The 22594-nt window shown below is 71.3% G+C and carries 22 protein-coding genes and 1 riboswitch; of the genes, 4 read left to right on the top strand and 18 right to left on the bottom strand.

Features of this window, described 5'->3' with window-relative positions:
* Positions 1-7 precede the first annotated feature (7 nt).
* The 6 genes from ACGFZF_RS20495 to ACGFZF_RS20520 all read right to left on the bottom strand — a co-directional run bounded on the left by ACGFZF_RS20495 (position 8) and on the right by ACGFZF_RS20520 (position 5296).
* Positions 8-1024 carry a methionine synthase gene (locus ACGFZF_RS20495; RefSeq protein WP_393555982.1) on the bottom strand — a complete coding sequence of 339 codons (1017 nt, stop codon included), beginning with the start codon at positions 1022-1024 and terminating at the stop codon, positions 8-10.
* 28 nt (positions 1025-1052) lie between these two features.
* Positions 1053-1751: an SDR family oxidoreductase gene (locus ACGFZF_RS20500; RefSeq protein WP_356608156.1), complete on the bottom strand. Its 699-nt coding sequence runs from the start codon at positions 1749-1751 to the stop codon at positions 1053-1055.
* Between the two features lie 13 nt (positions 1752-1764).
* On the bottom strand, positions 1765-2235 hold the full coding sequence (locus ACGFZF_RS20505; protein ID WP_393555984.1) for a hypothetical protein: 471 nt from the start codon (positions 2233-2235) through the stop codon (positions 1765-1767).
* A 101-nt stretch (positions 2236-2336) separates the two neighbouring features.
* Positions 2337-4118, bottom strand: a complete 1782-nt coding sequence (locus ACGFZF_RS20510; RefSeq protein WP_393555986.1) for an alpha/beta hydrolase — start codon at positions 4116-4118, stop codon at positions 2337-2339.
* A complete protein-coding gene (locus ACGFZF_RS20515) occupies positions 4115-4561 on the bottom strand; it encodes a hypothetical protein (protein WP_393555988.1) in 447 nt (148 codons plus the stop codon). The genes ACGFZF_RS20510 and ACGFZF_RS20515 overlap by 4 nt, the downstream gene beginning before the upstream one ends.
* Positions 4562-4756: 195 nt before the next feature.
* Complete coding sequence (locus ACGFZF_RS20520) at positions 4757-5296, bottom strand: TIGR00730 family Rossman fold protein (RefSeq protein ID WP_393555990.1); 540 nt, start codon at positions 5294-5296, stop codon at positions 4757-4759.
* A gap of 123 nt (positions 5297-5419) precedes the next feature.
* Between ACGFZF_RS20520 and ACGFZF_RS20525 the strand changes: the two genes are divergently transcribed.
* On the top strand, positions 5420-6229 hold the full coding sequence (locus ACGFZF_RS20525; RefSeq protein ID WP_393555992.1) for an alpha/beta fold hydrolase: 810 nt from the start codon (positions 5420-5422) through the stop codon (positions 6227-6229).
* A gap of 76 nt (positions 6230-6305) precedes the next feature.
* Here ACGFZF_RS20525 and mnmA read toward each other — a convergent pair whose 3' ends face one another.
* A complete protein-coding gene (gene mnmA / locus ACGFZF_RS20530; protein WP_393555994.1) occupies positions 6306-7433 on the bottom strand; it encodes a tRNA 2-thiouridine(34) synthase MnmA in 1128 nt (375 codons plus the stop codon).
* A 61-nt stretch (positions 7434-7494) separates the two neighbouring features.
* Here mnmA and ACGFZF_RS20535 point away from each other — a divergent pair, with 61 nt between their 5' ends.
* A complete protein-coding gene (locus ACGFZF_RS20535) occupies positions 7495-8148 on the top strand; it encodes an N-acetylmuramoyl-L-alanine amidase (RefSeq protein WP_393555996.1) in 654 nt (217 codons plus the stop codon).
* Between the two features lie 31 nt (positions 8149-8179).
* Here ACGFZF_RS20535 and ACGFZF_RS20540 read toward each other — a convergent pair whose 3' ends face one another.
* The 11 genes from ACGFZF_RS20540 to ACGFZF_RS20590 form a co-directional block, all read right to left on the bottom strand.
* Positions 8180-9343 (bottom strand): cysteine desulfurase family protein, encoded by a 1164-nt coding sequence (locus tag ACGFZF_RS20540; RefSeq protein ID WP_393555998.1) that lies wholly within the window; start codon positions 9341-9343, stop codon positions 8180-8182.
* A gap of 215 nt (positions 9344-9558) precedes the next feature.
* Positions 9559-10398 carry a thioesterase family protein gene (locus tag ACGFZF_RS20545; RefSeq protein WP_147979772.1) on the bottom strand — a complete coding sequence of 280 codons (840 nt, stop codon included), beginning with the start codon at positions 10396-10398 and terminating at the stop codon, positions 9559-9561.
* A gap of 23 nt (positions 10399-10421) precedes the next feature.
* On the bottom strand, positions 10422-11096 hold the full coding sequence (locus tag ACGFZF_RS20550; protein WP_393556000.1) for a trimeric intracellular cation channel family protein: 675 nt from the start codon (positions 11094-11096) through the stop codon (positions 10422-10424).
* Positions 11097-11305: 209 nt separating this feature from the next.
* Complete coding sequence (locus tag ACGFZF_RS20555; RefSeq protein ID WP_393556002.1) at positions 11306-12604, bottom strand: ABC transporter ATP-binding protein; 1299 nt, start codon at positions 12602-12604, stop codon at positions 11306-11308.
* A complete protein-coding gene (locus ACGFZF_RS20560) occupies positions 12601-13722 on the bottom strand; it encodes an ABC transporter ATP-binding protein (RefSeq protein ID WP_393556005.1) in 1122 nt (373 codons plus the stop codon). The genes ACGFZF_RS20555 and ACGFZF_RS20560 overlap by 4 nt, the downstream gene beginning before the upstream one ends.
* The gene (locus tag ACGFZF_RS20565) at positions 13719-14717 is read right to left on the bottom strand and encodes an ABC transporter permease (protein ID WP_147979768.1); all 999 of its coding nucleotides are present in this window, start codon (positions 14715-14717) and stop codon (positions 13719-13721) included. Before ACGFZF_RS20565 ends, ACGFZF_RS20560 begins: the two co-directional genes overlap by 4 nt.
* A gap of 122 nt (positions 14718-14839) precedes the next feature.
* Positions 14840-16609 (bottom strand): ABC transporter substrate-binding protein, encoded by a 1770-nt coding sequence (locus ACGFZF_RS20570; protein WP_393556007.1) that lies wholly within the window; start codon positions 16607-16609, stop codon positions 14840-14842.
* 118 nt (positions 16610-16727) lie between these two features.
* Positions 16728-17729, bottom strand: a complete 1002-nt coding sequence (locus ACGFZF_RS20575; protein ID WP_356608520.1) for an ABC transporter permease — start codon at positions 17727-17729, stop codon at positions 16728-16730.
* Positions 17730-18042: 313 nt separating this feature from the next.
* Positions 18043-18831 carry an enhanced serine sensitivity protein SseB C-terminal domain-containing protein gene (locus tag ACGFZF_RS20580; protein WP_393556010.1) on the bottom strand — a complete coding sequence of 263 codons (789 nt, stop codon included), beginning with the start codon at positions 18829-18831 and terminating at the stop codon, positions 18043-18045.
* A gap of 41 nt (positions 18832-18872) precedes the next feature.
* Complete coding sequence (locus tag ACGFZF_RS20585; protein WP_393556012.1) at positions 18873-19613, bottom strand: enhanced serine sensitivity protein SseB; 741 nt, start codon at positions 19611-19613, stop codon at positions 18873-18875.
* 261 nt (positions 19614-19874) lie between these two features.
* Positions 19875-20546: an AAA family ATPase gene (locus tag ACGFZF_RS20590; protein ID WP_393556014.1), complete on the bottom strand. Its 672-nt coding sequence runs from the start codon at positions 20544-20546 to the stop codon at positions 19875-19877.
* A 141-nt stretch (positions 20547-20687) separates the two neighbouring features.
* Positions 20688-20799: riboswitch (glycine riboswitch) on the top strand.
* Positions 20800-20969: 170 nt separating this feature from the next.
* Here ACGFZF_RS20590 and gcvT point away from each other — a divergent pair.
* A complete protein-coding gene (gcvT, locus tag ACGFZF_RS20595) occupies positions 20970-22094 on the top strand; it encodes a glycine cleavage system aminomethyltransferase GcvT (protein ID WP_393556016.1) in 1125 nt (374 codons plus the stop codon).
* Positions 22095-22194: 100 nt separating this feature from the next.
* Entirely contained in the window at positions 22195-22575 is a 381-nt protein-coding gene (gcvH, locus tag ACGFZF_RS20600) for a glycine cleavage system protein GcvH (protein ID WP_147979761.1), read from the top strand.
* The last annotated feature ends 19 nt before the right edge of the window (positions 22576-22594 follow it).

Raw genomic sequence — 22594 nt, forward strand, 5'->3', positions numbered from 1 at the left:
AAACCCGTCACTCAGGGTTGTCCGCGAGCGATCTCGCCGCCCGGGCGCTGTGGGCGAGCGCCGCCCGGGCGTACGCCGGCGAAGCACCCGCGAGCCCGCACGTCGGGGTGACCACGACGGAATCGGCCAGAGTCCCCGGATTCAGCCCCAGTCTGCGCCACAGCGTCCTGACACCCATGACGCTACCGCCCGGGTCGGACAATGGGGCGTCGGTGGACGGCACCACGCCAGCGAAGAGGACGGTTCCGGACTCCACCGCCTCACCGATCGACTCCTCGTCACGCTCCGTGAGGAGCGAGAAGTCGAACGAGACGCCGGAGACGCCGGAGCGCCGCAGCAGCGCGAACGGCACGTCCGGGGCGCACGAGTGGACGACGACGGGGCCGTCGTGGACGGCGATCACCTCGCGCAGGGCGCTCTCGACGACCTGCCGGTCGACGGCCCGGTAGGTGCGGTAGCCGCTGGCGGTGCGGACCTGTCCCCGCAGGACGGCGGTCAGGGACGGCTCGTCGAGCTGAAGGACGGGGCGGGCGCCCGGCACCCGCCGGCGCAGCTCCGCCAGGTGGCCGCGCAGGCCCTCGGCGAGGGAGCCGACCAGGTCCCGGCAGGCCCCGGCGTCGCCCAGCGCGGCCTCGCCGCCGCGCAGTTCCAGCGCGGCGGCGAGGGTCCAGGGACCGACCGCCTGGACCTTGAGCGGGCCCTCGTAGCCCTGGGTGAACTCCTCCAGGGCGTCGAGGTCCTCGCCGAGCCAGGACCGGGCGCGCCGGGTGTCGCGCCCGGGCCGGTCGCTGACCCGCCACCCGCTGGGCTCCACGTGCGCGTACATCTCGACGAGCAGCCCGATGGTCCGCCCGATCATGTCGGCGCCCGGCCCGCGGGCGGGCAGCTCGGCCAGGAAGGGGAAGTCCTCGAAGGATCCGGCGACGGTCCTGGCGGCTTCCCGGGCGTCCCCGCCGGGCATGGACCCGACGCCGGTGGCGGGGCCCCGGAGGAAGGGGGTCTTCTCGTCGTTCGTGTCGCTCACCCGGGAAGCGTACGCGCGACAGCCGGGGCTACCGACCCGGCCGGACCGTCAGGTCGTTGATCTCGGCGTCACGGGGCAGGTCGACGGCGGTGAGGATGGCCGTCGCGACGGACTCGGGGTCGATCCACCTCGACGGGTCGTACTCCTTGCCCTCCTGCTGGTGGACCTTGGCCTGCATGGGGCTGGCGGTCCGCCCCGGGTAGACCGAGGTCACCCGCACGCCGTGGGCGTGCTCCTCGTGGCGCAGCGAGTCGGCCAGCGCCTTCAGCCCGTGCTTGGAGGCCGCGTAGGCACCCCATTCGGCGTGGGCGTTGAGCCCGGCACCGGAGTTGACGAAGACGACGTGCCCCTTCGAGACCCGCAGCTGCGGCAGGAAGTGCCGGGTGAGCTCGGCCGGGGCGACGAGGTTGACGTTGAGCTGGTGGTGCCAGGTCTTCGGGGTGAGCTCGCCGACCGGGCCGAGGTCGACGACGCCCGCGACGTGCAGGAGCGTGTCGACGCGTTCGGGCAGGGTCTGGTGCGAGAACGCCCAGGAGAGCCGGTCGGGGTCGGCGAGGTCCCCGACGAGCGTCCGCGCGCCGGGGAACGCGGCGGCCAGCTCCTTGGCCCGTCCCGCGTCGCGCGCGTGCAGCACGAGCTCGTCCCCGCGGGCGTGGAGCCGCCGCGCGACGGCCGCGCCGATGCCGGAGCCGGCTCCGGTGATCACATGAGTAGCCATGGGAGCCATGCTCGCATCCCGGTCACGACGAGGTGCCGGGGGCGGGTGGAGCGGCGGACCAGAAGTCGGAGCGGACGTGGGGGGTGGGGATCTTGCCCGGCGCGTAAGCGGGGCCGTTGGGCCGGGAAGTCGACTCGGCGACCGCGGACTCCTCGACGCAGGGGGTGTTGATGTCGAGGAAGGCCTGCCCCTTGTAACCGACCTCCACGGACAGCTCGAAGCCGTCGGGCGTCCTGGCGAAGATGGCCGGCATCTCCTCGTCCTGGTTCACGCCGGTGATCTCGTATCCGGACTTCTTCCAGAACCGCTCGATCACGCCGAGAAAGCTGCCACGCCGTTGCTCGGAGATGACGGTCGTCACGGCCCGCCGCCGGGTCACCGTGCAACTGCCGGACGTGGTCGTGTCGTGGGCCCACTGGAGCTTCGGTACGAACGCGTTCAGCGTTCCGTCGAGCATCGCGTCGGCGCGGTCCGCCGCTTCCTGCATGTTCATGTCCGTACTCGCTCCTCCGTCGCCCAGGCTTCCACACCCCGCCAGCACCGCGCCCGCCAGGATGACGGACCCGGCGAACAGAGCCGCCCGCCCCTGTCGCTTCATCGGTGGTCCTCCGTAGTGATCTTGTCGGACTGCCCGGCGACGATCCTGGCGATGTTCTTCGCCGACTCCGGGTCGAGGTCCGGCGTGAAGTACTGGGAGTGGGCGTCGAACCCGCCCCCTTCGAACACCATGCGGGGCCCGTCGTCGACCTTGAAGCGCTGCGCCCCGAAGGCCTCGCTCGCCGGGTCCTTGCCGAAGTAGACGTCGTCGTTGTCGATGTCGAAGAGGTCGCGCCCGACCCGAACCCCTGTCGGGCCTCCCAGTACCCAGCCGAGCTTCGCCTCGTCCTGCGTGGGCAGATGGGTGACCGGGTCGTTGTCGGCTGCGCCGACGAAGACGTGGTCCTTGCCCACGCCGAGCTCCGTCGCCTTCTGCGCGTCCACGCCGGGGCTGCCGAGCAGGATCACGTCGTCGACCCCAGGAATGCCGCCGGACTGCTTCGCGGCGGTACCCACGGTCAGCGAGCCGTAGGAGTGGCCGATCGCCGTCACGTGGGGGTCCTTGCCCTCGTTCGTCGCCGAGAGGCCCGCCATGAACTGGTTGTACGCCGGCGCGCCCCGCTGCGCGTCCCCCTTCGACATCACATCGACGTTCTGCGGGGCGTCGTAGCCGAGCCAGACGATCGAGGCGCTGGACGGGTCGATACGCCGGGCGCCGAGAGCCGTGTCCTGTGCCCGCTTCATCGTGTCCTCGACGAACTCGTCGTTCAGCTTGGTGCCCAGGCCGGGAACGTACGCCGACACGTTCTTCGAGGTGTCCGGGTTGCCGTATGCGACGATCGCGCGGCCGTTGCCCTCGTCGCCGATCCCGAGAAGGAACATCGGCGGGTTGCTCGGCTTGTCCAGCTTGTCCTTGATCATGCGGAGCGCGTCGAGCTTCGTCTCGGAGTCGCTGTCGTCCTTTCCTGCCAGCTCGTCCATGAGCACCGGCAGATGGTTCCGGTTCGCCTCGTCGCGGGCGGCCGCCGGAATCCCGTCCAGCCCGCCGATCATGTCGGGGGCGATCTCCAGGTATTCCTGGCGCTGTTCCTCGCTCAGAGCGTCCCACCACGCCTTGCGCTCGGCGGGACTCTTGCCGGACGGCAGGTCGTCGGCGAGGTAGGAGCCCGCAGTGGCGCGGACGTCGGCGGTGTCCCGGAAGACGTCCTTCATGGTCGCCTCGGTGACATCGAGCCCCTTGGCCGCCCGAAGGCCGTCCAGCGTCTTGGCGTACCGCGCGTCGATGTCACCGGCGGACCAGACCGCCCGGGCTATGCGGTCCGCAATCGCCTGGGCTTTCTCCGCGTTCGGGTTCATGGGCTTGAAGGTGCCGGGTGCGTAGTCACCGAAGGAGGGCCGGTCGAGCGGGAGGCTGCCCTTGACCTTGCCTCCGGGTGCCTCCTTGTCGCCGATCAGGGTCGTGGCGGTGGCGGCGGGGTACGTCAGGGACCCGTCGTCGTGGACGGTGAATTTCAGGGCCGCAGCCTCGTCCAGGGCCTGCTTCAGCTGCCGCTGGGGCTCGGCGAGATCGGCGGCGAGGCCGTTCAGCGCCGTCCGGACCAGACCGCACTCGGCTTGTAGGTAACGGAAGTTACGGCTGAGCCGTTCGAGCCTGCCGAGTGCGGCCTCGGCCGACTCACTGTCCTGGGTCTCGCGGAGCTTGGCCGACATCGCGCGGTCCACCCGGACGCGATCGGAGTCGGAACGTCCCGACACCTCGTTCCACTTGTCGCCCGCGTCCTCGAACTCGGACGGCTTTAGGTCGCGCAGTTGCTGCCACGTGAGGGGTGTGCGCGTCACCGCTTCTCCCCCGACTTCCCGTCGTTCCCGCCGGCCGCCTGGAAGGACTTCTCGATCGCGACCTCGGTCTCGCCCATCTCCTTGGCCACCTTGAGCAGGGCGCCTTCGAGCTGGTCGCACTCGTCCCGGACGGCGGCGAGGCGGTCCTCCCAGGACTTCAGCACGCTCCGGACGGCCGCCACGGAGGCGAAGCCCGCGGCGCTCGCCTCGATCCCCTCGTGGCCGGGGCCGAGCGCCGAGCGGCTCGTCCCGGTGCTGGTGCGCAGCTCACCGGCGATGCCGGACGCACTGGTCCACGGACCTCCGCTGTGCTCGAGCTTCTGCCGGCCGCCGGCCGTGCCCGGCTCCGGAGCCGTCGAGGCGAGTGTCATCCTCGCCCCGCCCTGGTCCGCACCTCCGTCGGTGGTGCCGAACAGCTCCTGCCAGCGCTCCGAATAGGGCATGCCCGCTCCCCCCTCGCCCTGTCGACCGCGCCCCCTGCGCGATCATGCTCGGCGAGGTTAACGCAGCACGCCGCAGCGTGCGCAGTCGCGAACCGGAACGGGGTGGAGGGAACCGTCCGGGGCATAGCAGGACTGCCCTGACCAGCGCAAGAGTGCGGCCCCTCAGTCGCTTCGCGGCCGCATCGGTGCGCGCACTCAGCGGATGCCGGCGGACTCCTCCAGGTACGCGAGCGCCGCGACGCCGTCCTCCGCGAAGAAGACCAGTTCGGTCAGCGGCAGCGGCAGGAAGCCCTCGTCCTCCATGCGCCGGAACTGCGTCTTCAGGCCGTCGTAGAAGCCGGCCGTGTTCAGCAGGACCACCGGCTTGGTGTGCTTGCCGTGCTTGCGCAGTTCCAGCACCTCGGTGGCCTCGTCCAGGGTGCCGGTGCCGCCGACCATGACCACGACGGCGTCGGACTTGGCGAGGAGCAGCGCCTTCCGCTCCCCGAGGTCCCGGGCGACGACCATCTCGTCCGCGTTCGCTCGGGCGGTGGCGGCGAGGAAGTCGACCGAGACCCCGACGAGCCGGCCGCCCGCCTCCTGCACGCCGTCGGCGACCACCTTCATCAGGCCGACGTCGGATCCGCCCCACACGAGCGTGTGCCCGCCCTTGCCGAGCAGCGTGGCGAACTCGCGCGCCGGGCCGGTGTAGCGCTCGTCGAGGTCGGCGGCGGAGAGGAAGACGCAGATGTTCATGGCTCCACCGTAGGGGGTGGTCCGGGGGCCGGCGGACCGCCCGGAACGGCCGGCCCGAGAACTTCCCGGTGAATTTCCCCCGCACACCGATGAGTTCCGCACACGGCCCCGGTCATCACTGGCATGGACGAGGCGAACAGCACGCTGAGCAGGGTCCGGGGACGGGTCACGTCGGCGGACGGCACACGGATCGCGTACGAGCGGTACGGCGACGGGCCGCCGGTGATCCTGGTCGGCGGGGCCCTCGGCACCGCCGCGGCCGAGCGGCCGCTGGCCGGGCTCCTCGCGTCGCGCTTCTCGGTGGTCGCCTACGACCGCCGGGGCCGCGGCGGGAGCGGCGACACCGGCCCGTACGCGGTGGGGCGGGAGATCGACGACCTGGCGGCCGTGGCCGACGAGGTGGGCGGCGACGTCACCGTGCACGGCACCTCGTCGGGTGGCGCGCTGGCTCTGGCCGCCGCGGCGGCCGGGCTGCCGATCGCCCGGCTCTCGGTCTTCGAGCCGCCGTACGCGACTGACACCGAGGTGCGGGAGGCGTTCGCCGCGCGCGGCCGGCGGCTGGTCGCGCTGCTCGACGGAGGGCGGCGCGACGAGGCACTGGAGCTGTTCCTGTCCGACGCGGCGGCACCGGAGGCGTCGGCCGGGCTGCGCGGGTCGGTCCGGTGGCCGCGGCTGGCGGAGGTGGCCCACACCCTCGCGTACGACCACGCGGTCCTCGGCGACGGGGTGGTGCCGGACGCCCTGCTCGGGTCGGTCGACGCGCACGTGCTGGTCGTCGACGGCGGTTTCAGCCCGGCCTGGACGCGCGAGGCGGCGCAGGCCGTCGCGGCGGCGCTCCCCCGTGGCCGGCACCGCACGCTGACGGGCCAGACCCCTCTGGTGGCGCCGCACGTCCTCGCGCCGGTCCTGGAGGAGTTCTTCGTCGAGGAGTGAGGCCGGGGCCGGCCCCGGTACCGCCGGCGCCCGTCCGGACCGAACCGGCCGGGCGGAACCGGCCGAACCGTCCGACTCAGACCGTGGCGTCGGCCGCGCGCCGGACCGTCGTCGCGATCGTCGCCGAACCGACCACGCGCGTGCCGTCGTAGAGCACGATCGCCTGTCCCGGGGCCACGCCCCGGACCGCCTCGTCGAAGGTGACGTGCAGCGTGCCGTCCGCCAGCTCCGCCGTCACCTCGGTCTCGCCGCCGTGGGCGCGCAGCTGGGCCGTGTAGCGGCCCGAGGCCGCCGGCGCCGTGCCGCACCAGCGCGGCTTGATCGCCGTCAGGGCCGTCACGTCGAGCGCCTCCACCGGGCCGACCGTGACGGTGTTGTTCACCGGCGAGATGTCCAGCACGTAGCGCGGCTTGCCGTCCGGCGCGGGGTGGCCGATCCGCAGCCCCTTGCGCTGACCGATCGTGAAGCCGTAGGCGCCCTCGTGCGTGCCGAGCTTCCGGCCCTCCTCGTCCACGATGTCGCCCTCGGCCGTCCCGAGCCGGGAGGCGAGGAAGCCCTGGGTGTCGCCGTCGGCGATGAAGCAGATGTCGTGGCTGTCGGGCTTCTTCGCCACGGCGAGCCCGCGACGCTCCGCCTCCGCCCGGATCTCGTCCTTGGTGGTCAGGGTGTCGCCCAGCGGGAACATCGCGTGGGCGAGCTGCTTCTCGTCGAGGACGCCGAGGACGTACGACTGGTCCTTGGCCATGTCGGACGCCCGGTGCAGCTCGCGGGTGCCGTCCTCGTTCAGGACGACCGTCGCGTAGTGGCCGGTGCAGACCGCGTCGAAGCCGAGGGCCAGTGCCTTGTCGAGCAGCGCCGCGAACTTGATCTTCTCGTTGCAGCGCAGGCAGGGGTTGGGGGTGCGGCCGGCCTCGTACTCCGCGACGAAGTCGTCGACCACGTCCTCGCGGAAGCGCTCGGCGAGGTCCCAGACGTAGAAGGGGATGCCGATGACGTCCGCCGCCCGGCGGGCGTCGCGCGAGTCCTCGATGGTGCAGCACCCGCGCGCGCCGGTGCGGAAGGACTGCGGGTTCGCCGAGAGGGCCAGGTGCACCCCGGTCACGTCGTGCCCGGCTTCGGCGGCCCGGGCGGCGGCGACGGCGGAGTCCACGCCGCCCGACATGGCGGCCAGGACACGGAGGGGACGGGGAGGAGTCGTAGTCATAGCCCCACCAGGGTACGGGTCTCCGGGAACCGTGGTCGCGTGAGTATGCGTTGACGATCACATGGGGAGCGAAGAAGCCAAGAGGGGGGTCGGGCGGCGCGCTGTGCTGCTCGGCGGTGGTGCCGCGGTGCTGGGCACGGCCGTGCTGGCCCGCGAGGAACTGCAGCGCGCCTGGTGGCGGCTGCCGGGAACGCAGCGGAAGCGGGTGGAGGGCGAGCTCGATCACAAGGGTGCGGAGTGGACGTCGGCGGCGCGGGCGAACTGGCGGCGGGCCGACCGGCCGGACGACTACGTGATCGACCGTGTGGTGATCCATGTCGTCCAGGGCAGCTACTCCGGTGCCCTGAAGGTCTTCAAGAACCCGGCGCACGGCGCCGCCACGCACTACGTGGTGCGCAAGGACGGGCACGTCGCGCAGATGATCCGCGAGCTCGACGTGGCCTTCCACGCGGGAAACCGGGACATGAACGAGCGGAGCGTCGGCATCGAGCACGAGGGCTTCGTCGACCGGCCGCAGGACTTCACGGCGGCGATGTACGCGGGGTCGGCGCGGCTGACCGCCGGGATATGCGCCCGCCACGGGATCCCTGTGGACCGGGAGCACATCATCGGGCACGTCGAGGTCGAGGGCACGGACCACACGGACCCCGGCCCCCACTGGGACTGGCCCCGCTACATGAGGCTGGTGGCGGCGGAGGCCGGGAAGCTGGGCTGAGCCGGGCGGTACGGGCCGGTCGCGGGCGGGCTCAGGTGAGTCCGGCGGTGAGGGCCCGTTCGACGGCCGGGCCGATCGCCGCGGCGACCGCCGCCACGTCCTCCTTGGTGGAGGTGTGGCCGAGGCTGAAGCGCAGGGTGCCGCGCGCCAGGTCCGGGTCGGTGCCGGTGGCGAGGAGGACGTGGCTGGGCTGGGCGATGCCGGCGGTGCAGGCCGATCCCGTGGAGCACTCGATGCCCTGGGCGTCGAGCAGCAGGAGCAGGGAGTCGCCCTCGCAGCCGGGGAAGCTGAAGTGGGCGTTGGCGGGCAGCCGGTCGACCGGGTCGCCGCCGAGGACGGCGTCGGGGACGGCGGCGCGCACGGCGTCGACCAGGTCGTCGCGCAGGCCGCCGACCTCCCGGGCGAACTCCTCGCGCCGCTCGGCGGCGAGCCGGCCGGCGACGGCGAACGCGGCGATCGCGGGGACGTCGAGGGTGCCGGAGCGCACGTGCCGCTCCTGGCCGCCGCCGTGCAGGACGGGGACGGGGCTGTACTCACGGCCGAGGAGCAGGGCGCCGATGCCGTAGGGGCCACCGATCTTGTGCCCGGAGACGGTCATGGCGGCGAGTCCGGAGGCCGCGAAGTCGACCGGAATCTGACCGAACGCCTGTACCGCGTCGGAGTGCAGGGGCACGCCGAACTCGGCTGCGACGTCGGCGAGTTCCCGGACCGGCATGATCGTGCCGATCTCGTTGTTCGCCCACATGACGGTGGCGAGCGCGACGCTCTCGGGGTCGCGTGCGAGGGCCTCGCGCAGGTCCTCGGGGTGGACGCGGCCGTACCGGTCGACGGGGAGGTACTCGACGGTCGCGCCCTCGTGGGTGGCGAGCCAGTCGACGGCGTCCAGGACGGCGTGGTGCTCGACGGGACCGCACAGGACGCGGGTGCGCTGGGGGTCGGCGTCACGGCGGGCCCAGTACAGGCCCTTGACGGCGAGGTTGTCGGCCTCGGTGCCGCCGGAGGTGAAGACGACCTCGCTGGGCCGGGCGCCGAGGGCGGCGGCGAGCGTCTCCCGCGCCTCCTCGACGGTGCGGCGGCCCCGTCGCCCTGCGGCGTGCAACGAGGAGGCGTTGCCTGTGACGGCGAGTTGGGCGGTCATCGCCTCGATCGCCTCGGGGAGCATCGGCGTGGTGGCGGCGTGGTCGAGGTAAGCCATGGTGGGTCGATTCTACGAGGCCGCTCCAGCTCCTCGGGCGCCTGGCCTGTTTGCGCCCCCGGCCGCGCGGGGCGGCCGTCCGGCCGGTCCGGCTCGGCCGACGCCGAGAGCGCCCCTGCGTCCCGGTACGCGGTGCGTACGGGAGGCCGCGAGGCGCTCTCGGTGACGTGTTTCGCCGGTCCGGGTCCTGTCCGGGCCTCGGTCCCGTCCGGGGCCTAACCGCGCGGGGCGCGGGCCAGCTGGCGGGACTGGGCGACGAGGCGGTCGGCGCTGTCCCAGACCTCCGCGTCCTCCTCCAGGAAGCCGCCGGCGAGGTTGCGGGTGGTGATGGCGACCCGCAGCGGGCCCGGGGCGGGGCGGCAGCGGATGTGGGTGGTCAGCTCGACCGTGGGGGTCCAGCCCTTGAGGCCCAGCTCGAACGAGGTCGGCGGCATCGCGTCGACGGTGAGCAGCAGGGACAGCGCGTCGGGCTCGCGGCCGTCGGCGAGGCCGAACCAGCCGCGCATCTCGCCCTTGCCGGAGGGCGCGCCGACGGCCCAGCCGACGGTGGCCGGGTCGAGGCGGATGTCGAGCCGGTCGGTGATGGCGGAGGAACCGGGGATCTCGGGCCGGGGGCCGTCCGAGGCGCCGAAGCACTGCTCGATGGGTGCCAGGGCCGGGGGTCGCGCGGCGGTGCGGACGTCGTCCGGGAGCGCGTCGAGGTCGCCGTACGAGGCGAGGACGCGGATGCGCTCGATCTCGGTGCCGTCCGCGTCGTACTGGTAGAGCGAGGCCTGTCCGGTGGAGAGGGTGCGCCCGGTGCGGACCGTCTCGGTGCGGATCACCGCGGGGCCCGGCACGGACGGGGTGAGGTAGTGCGCCGAGATGGTGAACGGGTCCGGGTGCGGCAGGTGCTCACCGAGCGCTCGGCCGAGCAGCGAGAGCAGGTAGCCGCCGTTGACGGCGGAGATGATCGTCCAGCCGGCGGACAGGTCGGCGTCGTAGATGCCGGGGGCGCGCAGGGTGACGGCGGTGTCGCGGTCGAACTCGCTCGTCGTCTCGATGCTCGTGCTCATGCCTTCGACGGTACAACAGAAGATTACTGAGCGGTAGCTTTTTCGGACTCCTCGCGGGCGGACGACCTGCGGTTCCAGGCGCGGGGCGCACGCCAGTGGTAGCGCATGGCGAGCAGGCGCAGGACGAAGGCCGTGACCACGGCGGCGGCGCTGGTGAAGGCGTTGAGGGCGTCGAAGCGGAGGCAGACGGCGACCATCGTGGCGCCGACCATCGCGGGCACGGCGTAGAGGTCGCGGTCCCAGCGCAGGAGGGAGGGGACCTCGTTGGCGAGCACGTCGCGCAGCACGCCGCCGCCGACGGCGGTGGCCAGGCCCAGCGCCGCGGAGGAGGTGAGGCCGAGGCCGTAGTCGTACGCCTTGGTGGTGCCGGTGACGCAGAAGAGCCCGAGACCGGCGGCGTCGGAGACGTTGACGGCGGTCTGGGTGCGCTCGACCTCGGGGTGGAGGAAGAAGACGAGCGCCGCCGCGACGAGCGGCATCAGGAAGTAGCCGAGATCGGCGAACGCCGCGGGCACGGCACCGATGATCAGGTCGCGCAGCAGACCTCCGCCGAGCGCGGTGACCTCGGCGAGGACGGCGATACCGAAGACGTCGAAGTTCTTGCGGACGGCGAGGAGGGCGCCGGAGATCGCGAAGACGAAGATGCCGACGAGGTCGAGCGCGTGTTGAACAGAGGGATTGAACAGTTCGTGGAGCACCGCCCAATTGTGCCGGTCGGGGGTGCGTGGTCCGACGGACGGCACCGGCGGGCGCGGCCGCGGGCCGGGCGGGCGCCCCCGTCCCGCCCGGTGACGTGCCGGGTCCGGGGTGCGCCGCACCGCGACCGCGAAGGGCCCCGCGCCGGACGGCGCGGGGCCCTTCGTACGGGAACCCGTGGCTCCCCGCCCCGTCGTCGCGGGGTACCGCGTCACTTCGCCGACGCGTCGCCTTCGGCGGGGGTGTCCTCCGACTCGGCGGACGCCTCCGCGGGCGCGTCCTCCTCGGCGGGCGCGGACGCCTCCGCCTTCGCGGTGGCCTCCTCGGACGCGGACGCGGACTCGGACGCCTCGGGCTTCGCGACCTCGGGCTTCGACGGCGTGGACGCCGCCTTCTCCGTCTTCGCGAGGACCTCCGCCGGCGCCTCCGGCTCGGGCGCCTCCGCCTCCGCTTTCTTCGCCGTGTCCTTCGACACCTCGACCGACTCCCGCGCCGCCGGGATCGTCAGACCCTCGGCGTTCTCCGGGTGGTGGCACGCCACGCGCTGGCCCGGGCGCAGCTCCAGGAGCGGGGGCTCCTCGGTCTTGCAGAGGCTCGTCGCCTTCCAGCAGCGGGTGTGGAAGCGGCAGCCCGGCGGCGGGGCGATCGGCGACGGGACGTCGCCGGTCAGCAGGATCCGCTCGCTCTTCTGGCCGCGGCGCCGGGGGTCCGGCACCGGGACCGCCGACATCAGGGCCTTGGTGTACGGGTGCATCGGCGACTCGTACAGGCTCTTGCGGTCCGCGAGCTCCACGATCTTGCCCAGGTACATCACGGCGATGCGGTCCGAGACGTGCCGGATGACCGACAGGTCGTGGGCGATGATCACGTACGTGAGGCCCAGTTCCTGCTGGAGGTCGTCCAGCAGGTTGACCACCTGCGCCTGGATGGAGACGTCCAGGGCCGAGACGGGCTCGTCGGCGACGACCAGCTTCGGCTTCAGGGCGAGCGCGCGGGCGATGCCGATGCGCTGGCGCTGACCGCCGGAGAACTCGTGCGGGTAGCGGTTGTAGTGCTCCGGGTTGAGGCCGACCAGGCCCAGCAGGCGCTGGACCTCCTTCTTGACCCCGCCCTCCGGCTCCACGCCCTGGAGCTTGAAGGGCGCCGAGACGATCGAGCCGACCGTGTGCCTCGGGTTCAGCGAGCCGTACGGGTCCTGGAAGATCATCTGGATGTCGCGGCGCAGCGGGCGCATGCCGGCCACACCGAGGTGCGAGATGTCCTTGCCCTGGAACTCGATCGAGCCGCCGGTCGGTTCGAGCAGCCGGGTGATCAGCCGGCCCATCGTCGACTTGCCGCAGCCGGACTCGCCGACCACGCCGAGGGTCTCACCCGGCAGCACCTCGAAGTCGATGCCGTCGACCGCCTTGACCGCCCCGACCTGGCGCTGCAGCAGCCCCTTCTTGATCGGGAAGTGCTTCACCAGGCCGGTGACCTTGAGCAGGGGCTCGGTGCTCTTGTTGTCGCTCACAGCTTCGGCGCAATCTCTTCGGTCCAGATCCGGGTCCGCTCCTCCTGCGGCATGTGGCAGGCGGAGTAGTGACGGCCGTGGCCCTCACCGACCGTCGCCAGCCGCAGCTCGGGGCGCTCCGTGCGCGTGATGCCGCCCTTGGGCACATCCGCGTACGGGCATCGCGGGTTGAACGCGCAGCCGCTCGGAACGTTGATCAGGCTGGGCGGGTTGCCCTTGACCGGGATGAGCCGGTCGGTCTGGTCCCGGTCGATGCGGGGCATGGAGCCCAGCAGGCCCCAGGTGTAGGGGTGCTGCGGCTCGTAGAAGACGTCCTCGGCCGATCCGCGCTCCACGCACCGCCCGCCGTACATCACCAGGATGTCGTCGGCGATCTCGGCGACGACGCCGAGGTCGTGGGTGATGATGATGACCGCGGAGCCGAACTCCTTCTGCAGGTCCCGGATCAGGTCGAGGATCTGCGCCTGCACGGTCACGTCGAGCGCGGTGGTCGGCTCGTCCGCGATGAGCAGCTCGGGGTTGTTGACCAGCGCCATCGCGATCATCGCGCGCTGGCGCATACCGCCGGAGAACTCGTGCGGGTAGCTGTCGAACCGCCGCGCGGGCTCGGGGATGCCGACCCGGTCGAGGAGTTCGACGGCCCGCTTGCGGGCGGTCTTCTTGTCGACCGGGTGGTGGACGCGGTACGCCTCCACGATCTGGTGGCCGACCGTGTAGTACGGGTGCATGGCCGACAGCGGATCCTGGAAGATCATCGCCATGTCACGGCCGCGCAGCTTGCGCACGGCCTCGGGATCGGCCGAGAGGAGCTCCTGGCCGTTGAGCCAGACCTCGCCGGAGATCCGGGCCTTCTGCCGGCCGTACTGGCCGACCGTGTGCAGGCCCATGATGCCGAGCGAGGTGACCGACTTGCCGGAGCCGGACTCGCCCACGATGCCGAGGGTCTTGCCCTTCTCCAGCTGGAAGGTGAGGCCGTCCACGGACTTGACGAGGCCGTCGTCGGTCGGGAAGTGGATCTTGAGGTCGCGTACGTCCAGGAAGGCGTCGGACGGCGCGGACTGTCCGGACCTGACCGGCTCGCCGAGGGCGGCGCCGGTCTTCGTCAGATTGTCCGTCATGCGAGCCTCACTCGGGGGTCGATCACCGCGTACAACAGGTCCACGACGAGGTTGGCGACGACCACGCAGGCCGCGGTGATGAGCGTGACCGCCAGGATCAGCGGCAGGTCGCGCTCGCTCACACCCTTGATCGCCAGCCCGCCGAGGCCGTGGAGGCTGAACGCGGTCTCGGTCAGGATCGCGCCGCCGACGAGGGCGCCGAGGTCCATGCCGAAGATGGTCAGGATGGGGGTCATGGTGGAGCGCATGGCGTGCTTGCCGAGCACGACCGGCTCGGGCAGACCCTTGGCCCGGGCGGTACGGATGTAGTCCTCGTTGAGGACCTCCAGCATGGTGGCGCGGGTGAGTCGCGCGTACATCGCCGCGTACAGGAAGGCGAGGGTCACCCACGGCAGCAGCAGGCCGCCGAACCAGCCGCCGAAGGACTCGCTGATCGGTACGTACGAGGCGTTGACCCAGCCCAGCTGCGTGCGGAAGACGAGCATCGCCAGCATGGCGGTGAAGAAGATGGGGAGCGAGACACCGGCGAGAGCGGTGATCATCGCGACACGGTCGATGACGGTGCCCCGCTTGAGCGCGGAGACCACGCCCGTGGTGACACCCATGAGCAGCCAGAGCACGGCTGCGCCGAGGACCATGGAGAGGGTGACGGGGAAGGCGTCGACCAGCATGGCCGAGACCTCCTGCTCCGTGCGGAAGGAGTAGCCGAAGCAGGGCGCGGCACAGTGGATCGTGTCGCCGCCACCGGTGTAGTCGCGACCGACGAAGATCCCGGAGACGAAGTGCCAGAACTGCACCAGGATCGGCTCGTCCAGGCCCAGCTTCTGCCGGATTCCCTCGATGGAGGCCGGATCCGCCTGCTTGCCGACGAACATCGCGGCAGGGTCACTGCCGGTCATCTTGGGGATGAGGAAGAAGATGCTGAGTGTCACCAGGGTGACGACGAGCAGCATCGCGACGACGGCGAAGAGCCGTCGGACTATGTATGCAAGCATGCGGTCGGCCGGTCGGCGGCTGGGGAACCCGATCGGGTTCCCCAGCCGCCGGCCACGGCCATCACCTGCCCTTCGGACCTAGCGGCGGGTGCGCCGTTGGAGCGAGTTGATGGAGACTCGGCTTACTTGACGACGCCGAGCGACGCGTAGTCGTAGCGGCCGTTGTAGGCGTCGGCCGTGTAGACGTTGGTCAGTCGCGAGGAACGCCAGATGATGTTCTTCTCGTGAGTGAAGGGCAGGTAGACCGCGGCCTCCGAGACCTTCGTGTTGATCTGCTTGTAGAGCTCGCCGGCCTTGGCCGGGTCCGTCTCCTTCAGCGCCTGGTCGAACAGGCCGTTGACGGCCGGGTCGTTCAGCTCCGAGAAGTTGTTGTTGCCGCTCTGCAGGATGAAGCGACCGTCGACCAGCGGCTGCAGGAAGCCCTGGCCGGACGGGAAGTCGGCGCCCCAGCCCATGATGATGATGCCGTAGCCCTTGTCCTTGACGACCTTCGGCGAACCGATGATGCCGGACGTCTGGGCGCCGTCGAACTGGTCGATCTGGGCGTCGATGCCGACGGCCTTCAGCGACTGCTGGAGGGACTCGGCGGTCGCGATCTCGATCTTCTTGTTGTTGCGGACCGCGATCGTGGTCTTGAAGCCGTTCGGCTTACCGCACTTGGCCAGGGCCTCCTTGGCCTTGGCGAGGTCCGGCTTGCCGGCGAGCTTGCCGTACGGGTCGGCGGCCGGGTCGGCACCCTTGATCGCCGGCGGCAGCATGTTGGTGGCGATGTCGCCACCGGCCTGCGGGCCGCCACGGGCGGTCTGGAGGGACTTGGAGTCGGCCGCGTAGATGATCGCCTTGCGGCACTCGACGTTGTCGATGACCGTCTGCGGGAAGACCGCGTAGCGGATGAAGCCCGTCTGCGGGTTGTCCGCGTTCTCCTTGTGCTGCTGGAGCACCTTGGCGCGGGCCGAGGCGCCGACACCCGTCGCGTTGATGTCGAGGTCGTACTCGCCCTCGATCAGACGGTTGTCCATGTCGTCGGCGTTCGTGGTGAACGTGACGCTGATCTTGTCCGGCAGGGCCTTGCGGATGCCGTCGGACTTCTCGTCCCACTTGTCGTTGCGGACGAGCAGGATGGACTTGTTGGGCTTGTACTCCTGCCACTTGTACGGGCCGGAGGAGAACGGCTTCAGGCCGTACTGCGCCTTGGTGTCCTTGTCCTGGCGGACCGGGGAGGCCGCGGGCATGGCCAGCATCTGCAGGAAGTCACCGTTGGCGACCGGCAGCTTGAAGACGATGGTCTTGTCGTCCGGCGTCTCGATGGCCTTCAGGCCGAGCTTGTCCGCGGAGGTGTCCTTGTACGGGCCCTTGTACTCGCCCTTGGGGTCGAGGACCTGCTGCAGGTAGATCGGGCCGCCGGAGATGACGTCCTGGGCCCAGATGCGCTCGATGCCGTACTTGATGTCCTTGGAGGTGATCGGCTTGCCGTCCTCCCAGGTCACCCCGTCCTTCAGCGTGAAGGTGTAGGTCAGGCCGTCGGCCGAGACCTTGCCGGCGTCGGTGGCGAGGTCGGGGACCAGCTCGGTGGAGGCGGCGCCCGGCGCGGACTTGAAGGTGACCAGCTGACGCGTGTAGTAGCGCGCGAAGTCCCACACGAAGCCGTAGTAACCGCGCTGCGGGTCCCACGAGTCGGCTTCCTGCGAGCCGATGAACTTGAGCGTGCCGCCCTTCTTGTCGGAGGCGTTGGCGACCTTGTTCACGCCGGCGTTGAAGCCGGGCGCGCCGGCCTTGCCCTTGCTGCCGCCGTCGCCGTTGCCGCCGCCACAGGCCGTGGTGACGACCATCGTGGCCGCGGCGAGCAGCGCGCCCGCGGCGATTCTGCGCCTCTGAGAGCTGTTCAGAGTCATGGTCTCGCAACCTCCGGAATAATGGCGGCCGTTACGGCGGTCCGCCGGTGGGACATGCCTCCTGTCGACAGCGGCAGGGGCTGGTCTGGGGCTGGTCTTGCGGTGTCGCGACGTTCGGTCAGCGGGAGCTCTTCGGGTCGAGCGCGTCGCGCACGCCGTCGCCGAAGAGGTTGAACGCCAGAACGGTGATGAAGATGGCGAGGCCGGGGATCACCATGAACAGGGGATCCGACTCATAGGTCGAGATGGCCGCCGACAGCATCTGCCCCCAGGAAGCGGTGGGAGGCTTCACGCCCGCACCGAGGAAGCTGAGCGCCGCTTCGGTGAGGATGTTGGTGGGGATCATCAGGGTCGCGTAGACCGTGATCGGGGCGATCAGGTTGGGCAGCAGTTCCCTGCGGAGGATGTAGAAGCGGCCCGCGCCCAGGCTCTGCGCCGCCTCGACGTACTCGCGGTTGCGCAGGGTCAGGGTCTGGCCGCGGACGATGCGGCCGACGTAGGGCCAGCCGAAGAAGCCGATGACGAGGACCAGTGCGGCGATGCGGACGCCCGAACCGTCCAGGCCCAGCAGCGAGTTCGGCAGCACCGAGACCAGGGCGATGGTGAAGAGCAGCTGCGGGAAGGCGAGCATGACGTCCATGACGCGGCTGAGGGCGGCGTCGATCCAGCCGCCGAAGTAGCCGGCGATGATGCCGAGGACGGTGCCGAGCAGGACCGCGAAGACCGCCGCGAGGAAGGCGACGAGGAGCGAGATCCGGGCGCCGTAGACGATGCGGCTGAAGACGTCGCGGCCGTTGACCGGCTCGACCCCGAAGAGGAAGTCGGAGCTGATGCCGCCGTAGGAGCCGATCGGGGTACCGAAGAGCGGGTCGATCTGGTCCTCGTGGAACTGGTCCGGCGGGTGGCCGAGGAGGCCCACGATCAGCGGAGCGCAGATGGCCACCAGGATCAGGAACAGCACGACGAATCCGCCGGTGAGGGCGAGCTTGTCACGCTTCAGCCTGGTCCAGGCGATCTGCCAGGGAGAGCGGCCCTCGATCACCTTGGCCGGGAGGTCGGACACGGCGTCGACGGGAACCGTCGACTCGGCCGCACTCGTCTCGTGCAGTGGTGCCGTCATCGTGGTGAGGACCCCTCTCGGCCGCCGGTAGCCGGCCCTTGCCCGCCGCGGGTAGCGGCTTGGTGGAACACACTCCTCGGGCGCAGGCCAGGAAGGCCGAACGCCCGGTGTTCCGGGGAGTCTTCAATGGGTTCGCGATCACCCGCCAGACCTGACGGGGAATGTTTGCTCAAACGTGATGCGGTCCTACGCCTTCCGTTATCCGGACGCAGTGATCGCGTGAGCGGACCATCTCGGCCGCTATTCGACCAGAACGGACATGTCTCCCAACTGCTCCGGAGCCGGATGCAATTGGGGTGACGGAACGGACGTATCAGTACGCTCGGGGCGCGGCGGGAGGGTAGCCGTAACCGGGGGCGTGCGGGGCGGGGGCGGCGTGCGCCTCGCGGTCGTAGAACGGGCGGGCGTTGGCCCGCAGCCACATCGTCACCGGGTCGTGATCGTCGGACATCGCGACGGTCGAGACCGGCAGCCCGTCGGGCACGGCGGAGATCGACTGGCGCATCATCCCCCGCACGGTCTCCACCGAGGCCGCGGAGGTGTCGTAGAGGTCGAGACCGATGGCGAGGTAGGGAGAGCCCAGCGCGGGCTGGACCCAGGCGCGGCGCAGCGACCGTACGGACGGGGTGCGGTGCGCGTTCTGGGTCAGCAGGGCGTAGAACTGGGGGATCTCCAGCGCGGGCTCGGACAGCCGCAGGGGTCCCGCGGGCATCCGCTCCAGGCCGGTGGCGATCCGCCGGAGGTCGGCCCACGGGATGCCGACGCCGCCGCCGGGGTCGTGCGGGTTCAGCCAGATGCCCCAGCGGTCGGGGTAGAGCGCGCGGGCGATGTCGCGGCCGGTGACGACCTCGTGGGCCCGGTTCCAGCCGGAGGCGGCGAGCTCCTGCGCGGAGGTCACGCAGGGGGCGTAGCCGAGGCCCTCAATCTCCATCTTCCCGTACTGGGCGTCCGGGGAGCCGGCCTGGCCCTGCCAGAGCAGCATCCAGACGTTGCCGTCGGCCAGGGCGTGCAGCAGCTGCTCGTACGCGTCGTAGCGTCCGGGTGTCACCTGGCGCAGCATGTGCTCGACCTGTCCGGCCGCAGCGGTGCCTGACGCGCTCACCGTGGGTCCCGCCCCTCTTTCGTCCACCGAATCTGCTTCATTTACGCGGAGGCCCGCTGGTAGAAGGGGCGCACGCGCTCCAGCATCCAGTCCCCCACCGGGTCCTGCGCAACGTCCAGCAGGATGAGATTGACCGGCCAGGCCACCTCGACCCGGCCGAGTGCGCGGCCGAGCGCGTCCAGGGGCGCGTTGCGGTCGACGCCGTCCCAGGTGGCGAGCTCGACGCCGACGAAGAGGGCGGGTTCGGTGCCCTCGACGCTGGCCAGGGCGCGCCGGGCGGTGACGACGACCCCGGTGGCGTCGAACTCGGCGGCCGCGGCGGAGAGGAAGTCGACCGGGTCGTCCTGCCAGTCGGGCTCGAAGAGGCGGACCCGGCCACCGGTCGCGGGGCCGTCCAGCGGGGTGCGGCCGACCCGGCAGAGTTCGGCCACGGCGGGCGGGGGCAGCGGGGCGCCGACGGTGCCGCCGGGGTTCACGGCGATGCCGAGCTGCGGCGGCAGGCCGCGGGCGAACTCCCGGGCCGGGGCGACGGTGAAGGACATGTGGCTGCCGACGCAGGCGAGGAACTGCTGCTCGGAGCTGAAGACGGGGACGTACGGGAAGCCGTCGATCTCCATCGTGGGCAGGTCGAGGTCGGTGCTGTCGGGGCCGCCGCCGTTCGGCAGGGGCACCCAGATCGGGCTCCGTCCGAGCACCTCGACGAGCCGGCCCCCGGCAGCGGGGTTGCCCAGTGAGGCGGCCAGCACCTCTTCGAGCTCGTTGCCCGGCCACGTAACGTCCACGGTTCTCGGTTCCCCTTCTCGCGCGAAGTCGTCACGCGCCCTCGGGGCAGAACCCTAACGCCGCCCTGACCTCGCCGTGGCCAGATACGCACGGAGCGCCTCGGTCCGTATCACCGTGCGCGCGCGTCGCCGCCGGTCGGCGGCCCCTCCGCGCGGCTCCGTACGGCCCCCCGCGCACGGTGCCGGGCCGAAATCCGCCGGGGCCCGGGGCGGCCGTCCCCACTCGCCCCCTTTCGGATCCGCCGTGGATCCGCCGGGCTCTCAGTCCTCGTCGCGGAAGGCGATCCGGCGCAGCGCGTCGGCCGCGTCCCGGTCGAGGAGGGTCGCCGAGGCGCATCCCGGGGGCAGGCTGCCCGACTCCACGGCGCGCAGCAGGCGGCCGACGGCCCGTCGGTGCCGGGCGAAGGCGTAGCCGGAGACCCCGCGGCCCCGCTCGCGCTGGCCCTCGCGGGCGGCGGCGGGGGTGACGTCGAGCATGATCAGGTGCAGGGCGCGCCCTCTTCGGCGGGCCTCGCGGGCGAGCCAGGCGCGCACCCAGGACTGGGTGCCGCAGTCGTGCACGATCACGCTCCGGCCGGCGCGCAGGTCCCGCCGCAGTCCGGCGTAGTGGGCGACGCGGACCAGTGGCCGGTAGACGGCGTAGGGCAGGAAGCGCGGCATGAGTGCCTCCCAGCGCTCCCGGGCGTCCTGCGAGTCGACTCCCCGGCCCTCGGCCGCGCGGGCCATCAGGGTCGACTTGCCGCTGCCGGGCAGCCCGGAGACCACGACCAGGTCACCGGCGGCGAAGGTCAGCGCCCGCGGCCCGCGGCCGGCCCGCTCGCGCAGGTCCCGCAGCAGAGGCGTGGCCTTGCCGCGCCGGCGGGTCCTGGCCCGGGCGCGTCCGGCCGGCAGTCCGGTGTCGGCCGCATAGGCGCCGGTCCGCTGGAACGTCATCGCTACTCCCCCTGTCGGGCCCTTGGGGAGCCCTTGCCCAAGAAGTGTAAAGAAACGGTAATGCGGCACAAGCGATTTGCCGATGAGACCCCGCGTGCAATGATGTGCGCGCCAAGCGCACACAACCGCATATCGGCCGCTCGAATCCGCGCGGGAGAGTCCTGGACAGGCTGTAGCACTGCTGTAGCAGTCCGGGCGCCGAAGGAGCAAGACCCTCCCTTGAATCTCTCAGGCCCCGTACCGCGTGGATGAGGCAGATCTGAAAAGCGAACCGCCCCGGGAGCACCGGTGCGGCTCCACCCAAGGTGCAAGCCGAGGATGCCCTCGGTGAACCTCTCAGGTTCCATGACAGATGGGGAGGATTGTCCTCACCCGTCATGCATGTCGTGCCCTGCACGCCCCCTGGGACTTGGGAGCCACCCCATGAGCAACGCCCCCCGCCTGACCGCCCTCGATGCCCTGCATCGTTCGCTGGGCGCGACCATGACCGACTTCGCCGGCTGGGACATGCCGCTGCGCTACGCCAGCGAGCGCGACGAGCACAACGCCGTCCGCACCAAGGCCGGTCTGTTCGACCTCTCCCACATGGGCGAGATCACGGTCACCGGTCCGCAGGCCGTCGAGCTGCTCGACCACGCGCTCGTCGGCAACATCTCGACCGTGGGCCTCGGCCGCGCCCGCTACACGATGATCTGCCAGGAGGACGGCGGCATCCTCGACGACCTGATCGTGTACCGGCTCCAGGAGCAGGAGTACATGGTCGTCGCCAACGCCTCCAACGCGCAGATCGTCCTCGACGCCCTCACCGAGCGCGCGGCCGGCTTCGACGCCGAGGTCCGCGACGACCGCGACGCGTACGCGCTGATCGCCGTGCAGGGCCCGGAGTCCCCCGGCATCCTGAAGTCCCTCACCGACGCCGACCTGGACGGCCTGAAGTACTACGCCGGCCTGCCGGGCACGGTCGCCGGGGTCCCCGCGCTGATCGCCCGTACCGGCTACACCGGCGAGGACGGCTTCGAGCTGTTCCTCAAGCCCGAGCACGCCGAGGGCGTGTGGCGGGCGCTGACCGAGGCGGGCGCCCCGGTCGGCCTGATCCCCTGCGGCCTGTCCTGCCGCGACACGCTGCGCCTGGAGGCGGGCATGCCGCTGTACGGGCACGAGCTGACCACCTCGCTGACGCCGTTCGACGCCGGTCTGGGCCGGGTCGTGAAGTTCGAGAAGACGACGAACGACGGCGCCTTCGTCGGCCGCAAGGCGCTGGAGGCCGCCGCCGAGCGCGCCGCGGGCAACCCGCCCCGCAAGCTCGTCGGCCTGATCGCCGAGGGCCGCCGGGTCCCGCGGGCCGGCATGCAGGTCGTCGTGGACGGCCAGGTCGTCGGCGAGGTCACCTCGGGTGCCCCGTCCCCGACCCTCGGAAAGCCGATCGCCATGGCGTACGTGGACGCGGCGCACGCCGAGCCCGGCACGCAGGGTGTAGGTGTGGACATCCGCGGCACCCACGAGCCGTACGAGGTCGTCGCGCTGCCGTTCTACAAGCGCGAGAAGTGACGTTCCCCCGGGCCGCCGGCGCCCGGGTCCATCTCACTTCACGTCTCATCTGGCAAGACCCACGTTCATCAGCACTCCCCCGATCCAGGAGAATCAGGTCATGAGCAACCCCCAGCAGCTGCGTTACACCAAGGAGCACGAGTGGCTGTCGGACGCCGAGGAGGGCGTCTCGACGGTGGGCATCACGGAGTTCGCGGCCAACGCGCTCGGTGACGTCGTCTACGCCCAGCTTCCCGAGGTCGGCGACACGGTCACCGCGGGCGAGACCTGCGGCGAGCTGGAGTCGACGAAGTCCGTCAGCGACCTGTACTCCCCGGTCACCGGCGAGGTCGTCGCCGCCAACCAGGACGTCGTGGACGACCCGTCCCTGGTGAACACCGCTCCGTTCGAGGGTGGCTGGCTGTTCAAGGTACGCGTCGCCGAGGAGCCGAAGGACCTGCTCTCCGCCGACGAGTACGCCGAGTTCTCCGCCGGGAACTGAGACCCCTTAGGGATCGAAT

The organism is Streptomyces sp. NPDC048338, assembly GCF_043201055.1.
Classification (GTDB): domain Bacteria; phylum Actinomycetota; class Actinomycetes; order Streptomycetales; family Streptomycetaceae; genus Streptomyces.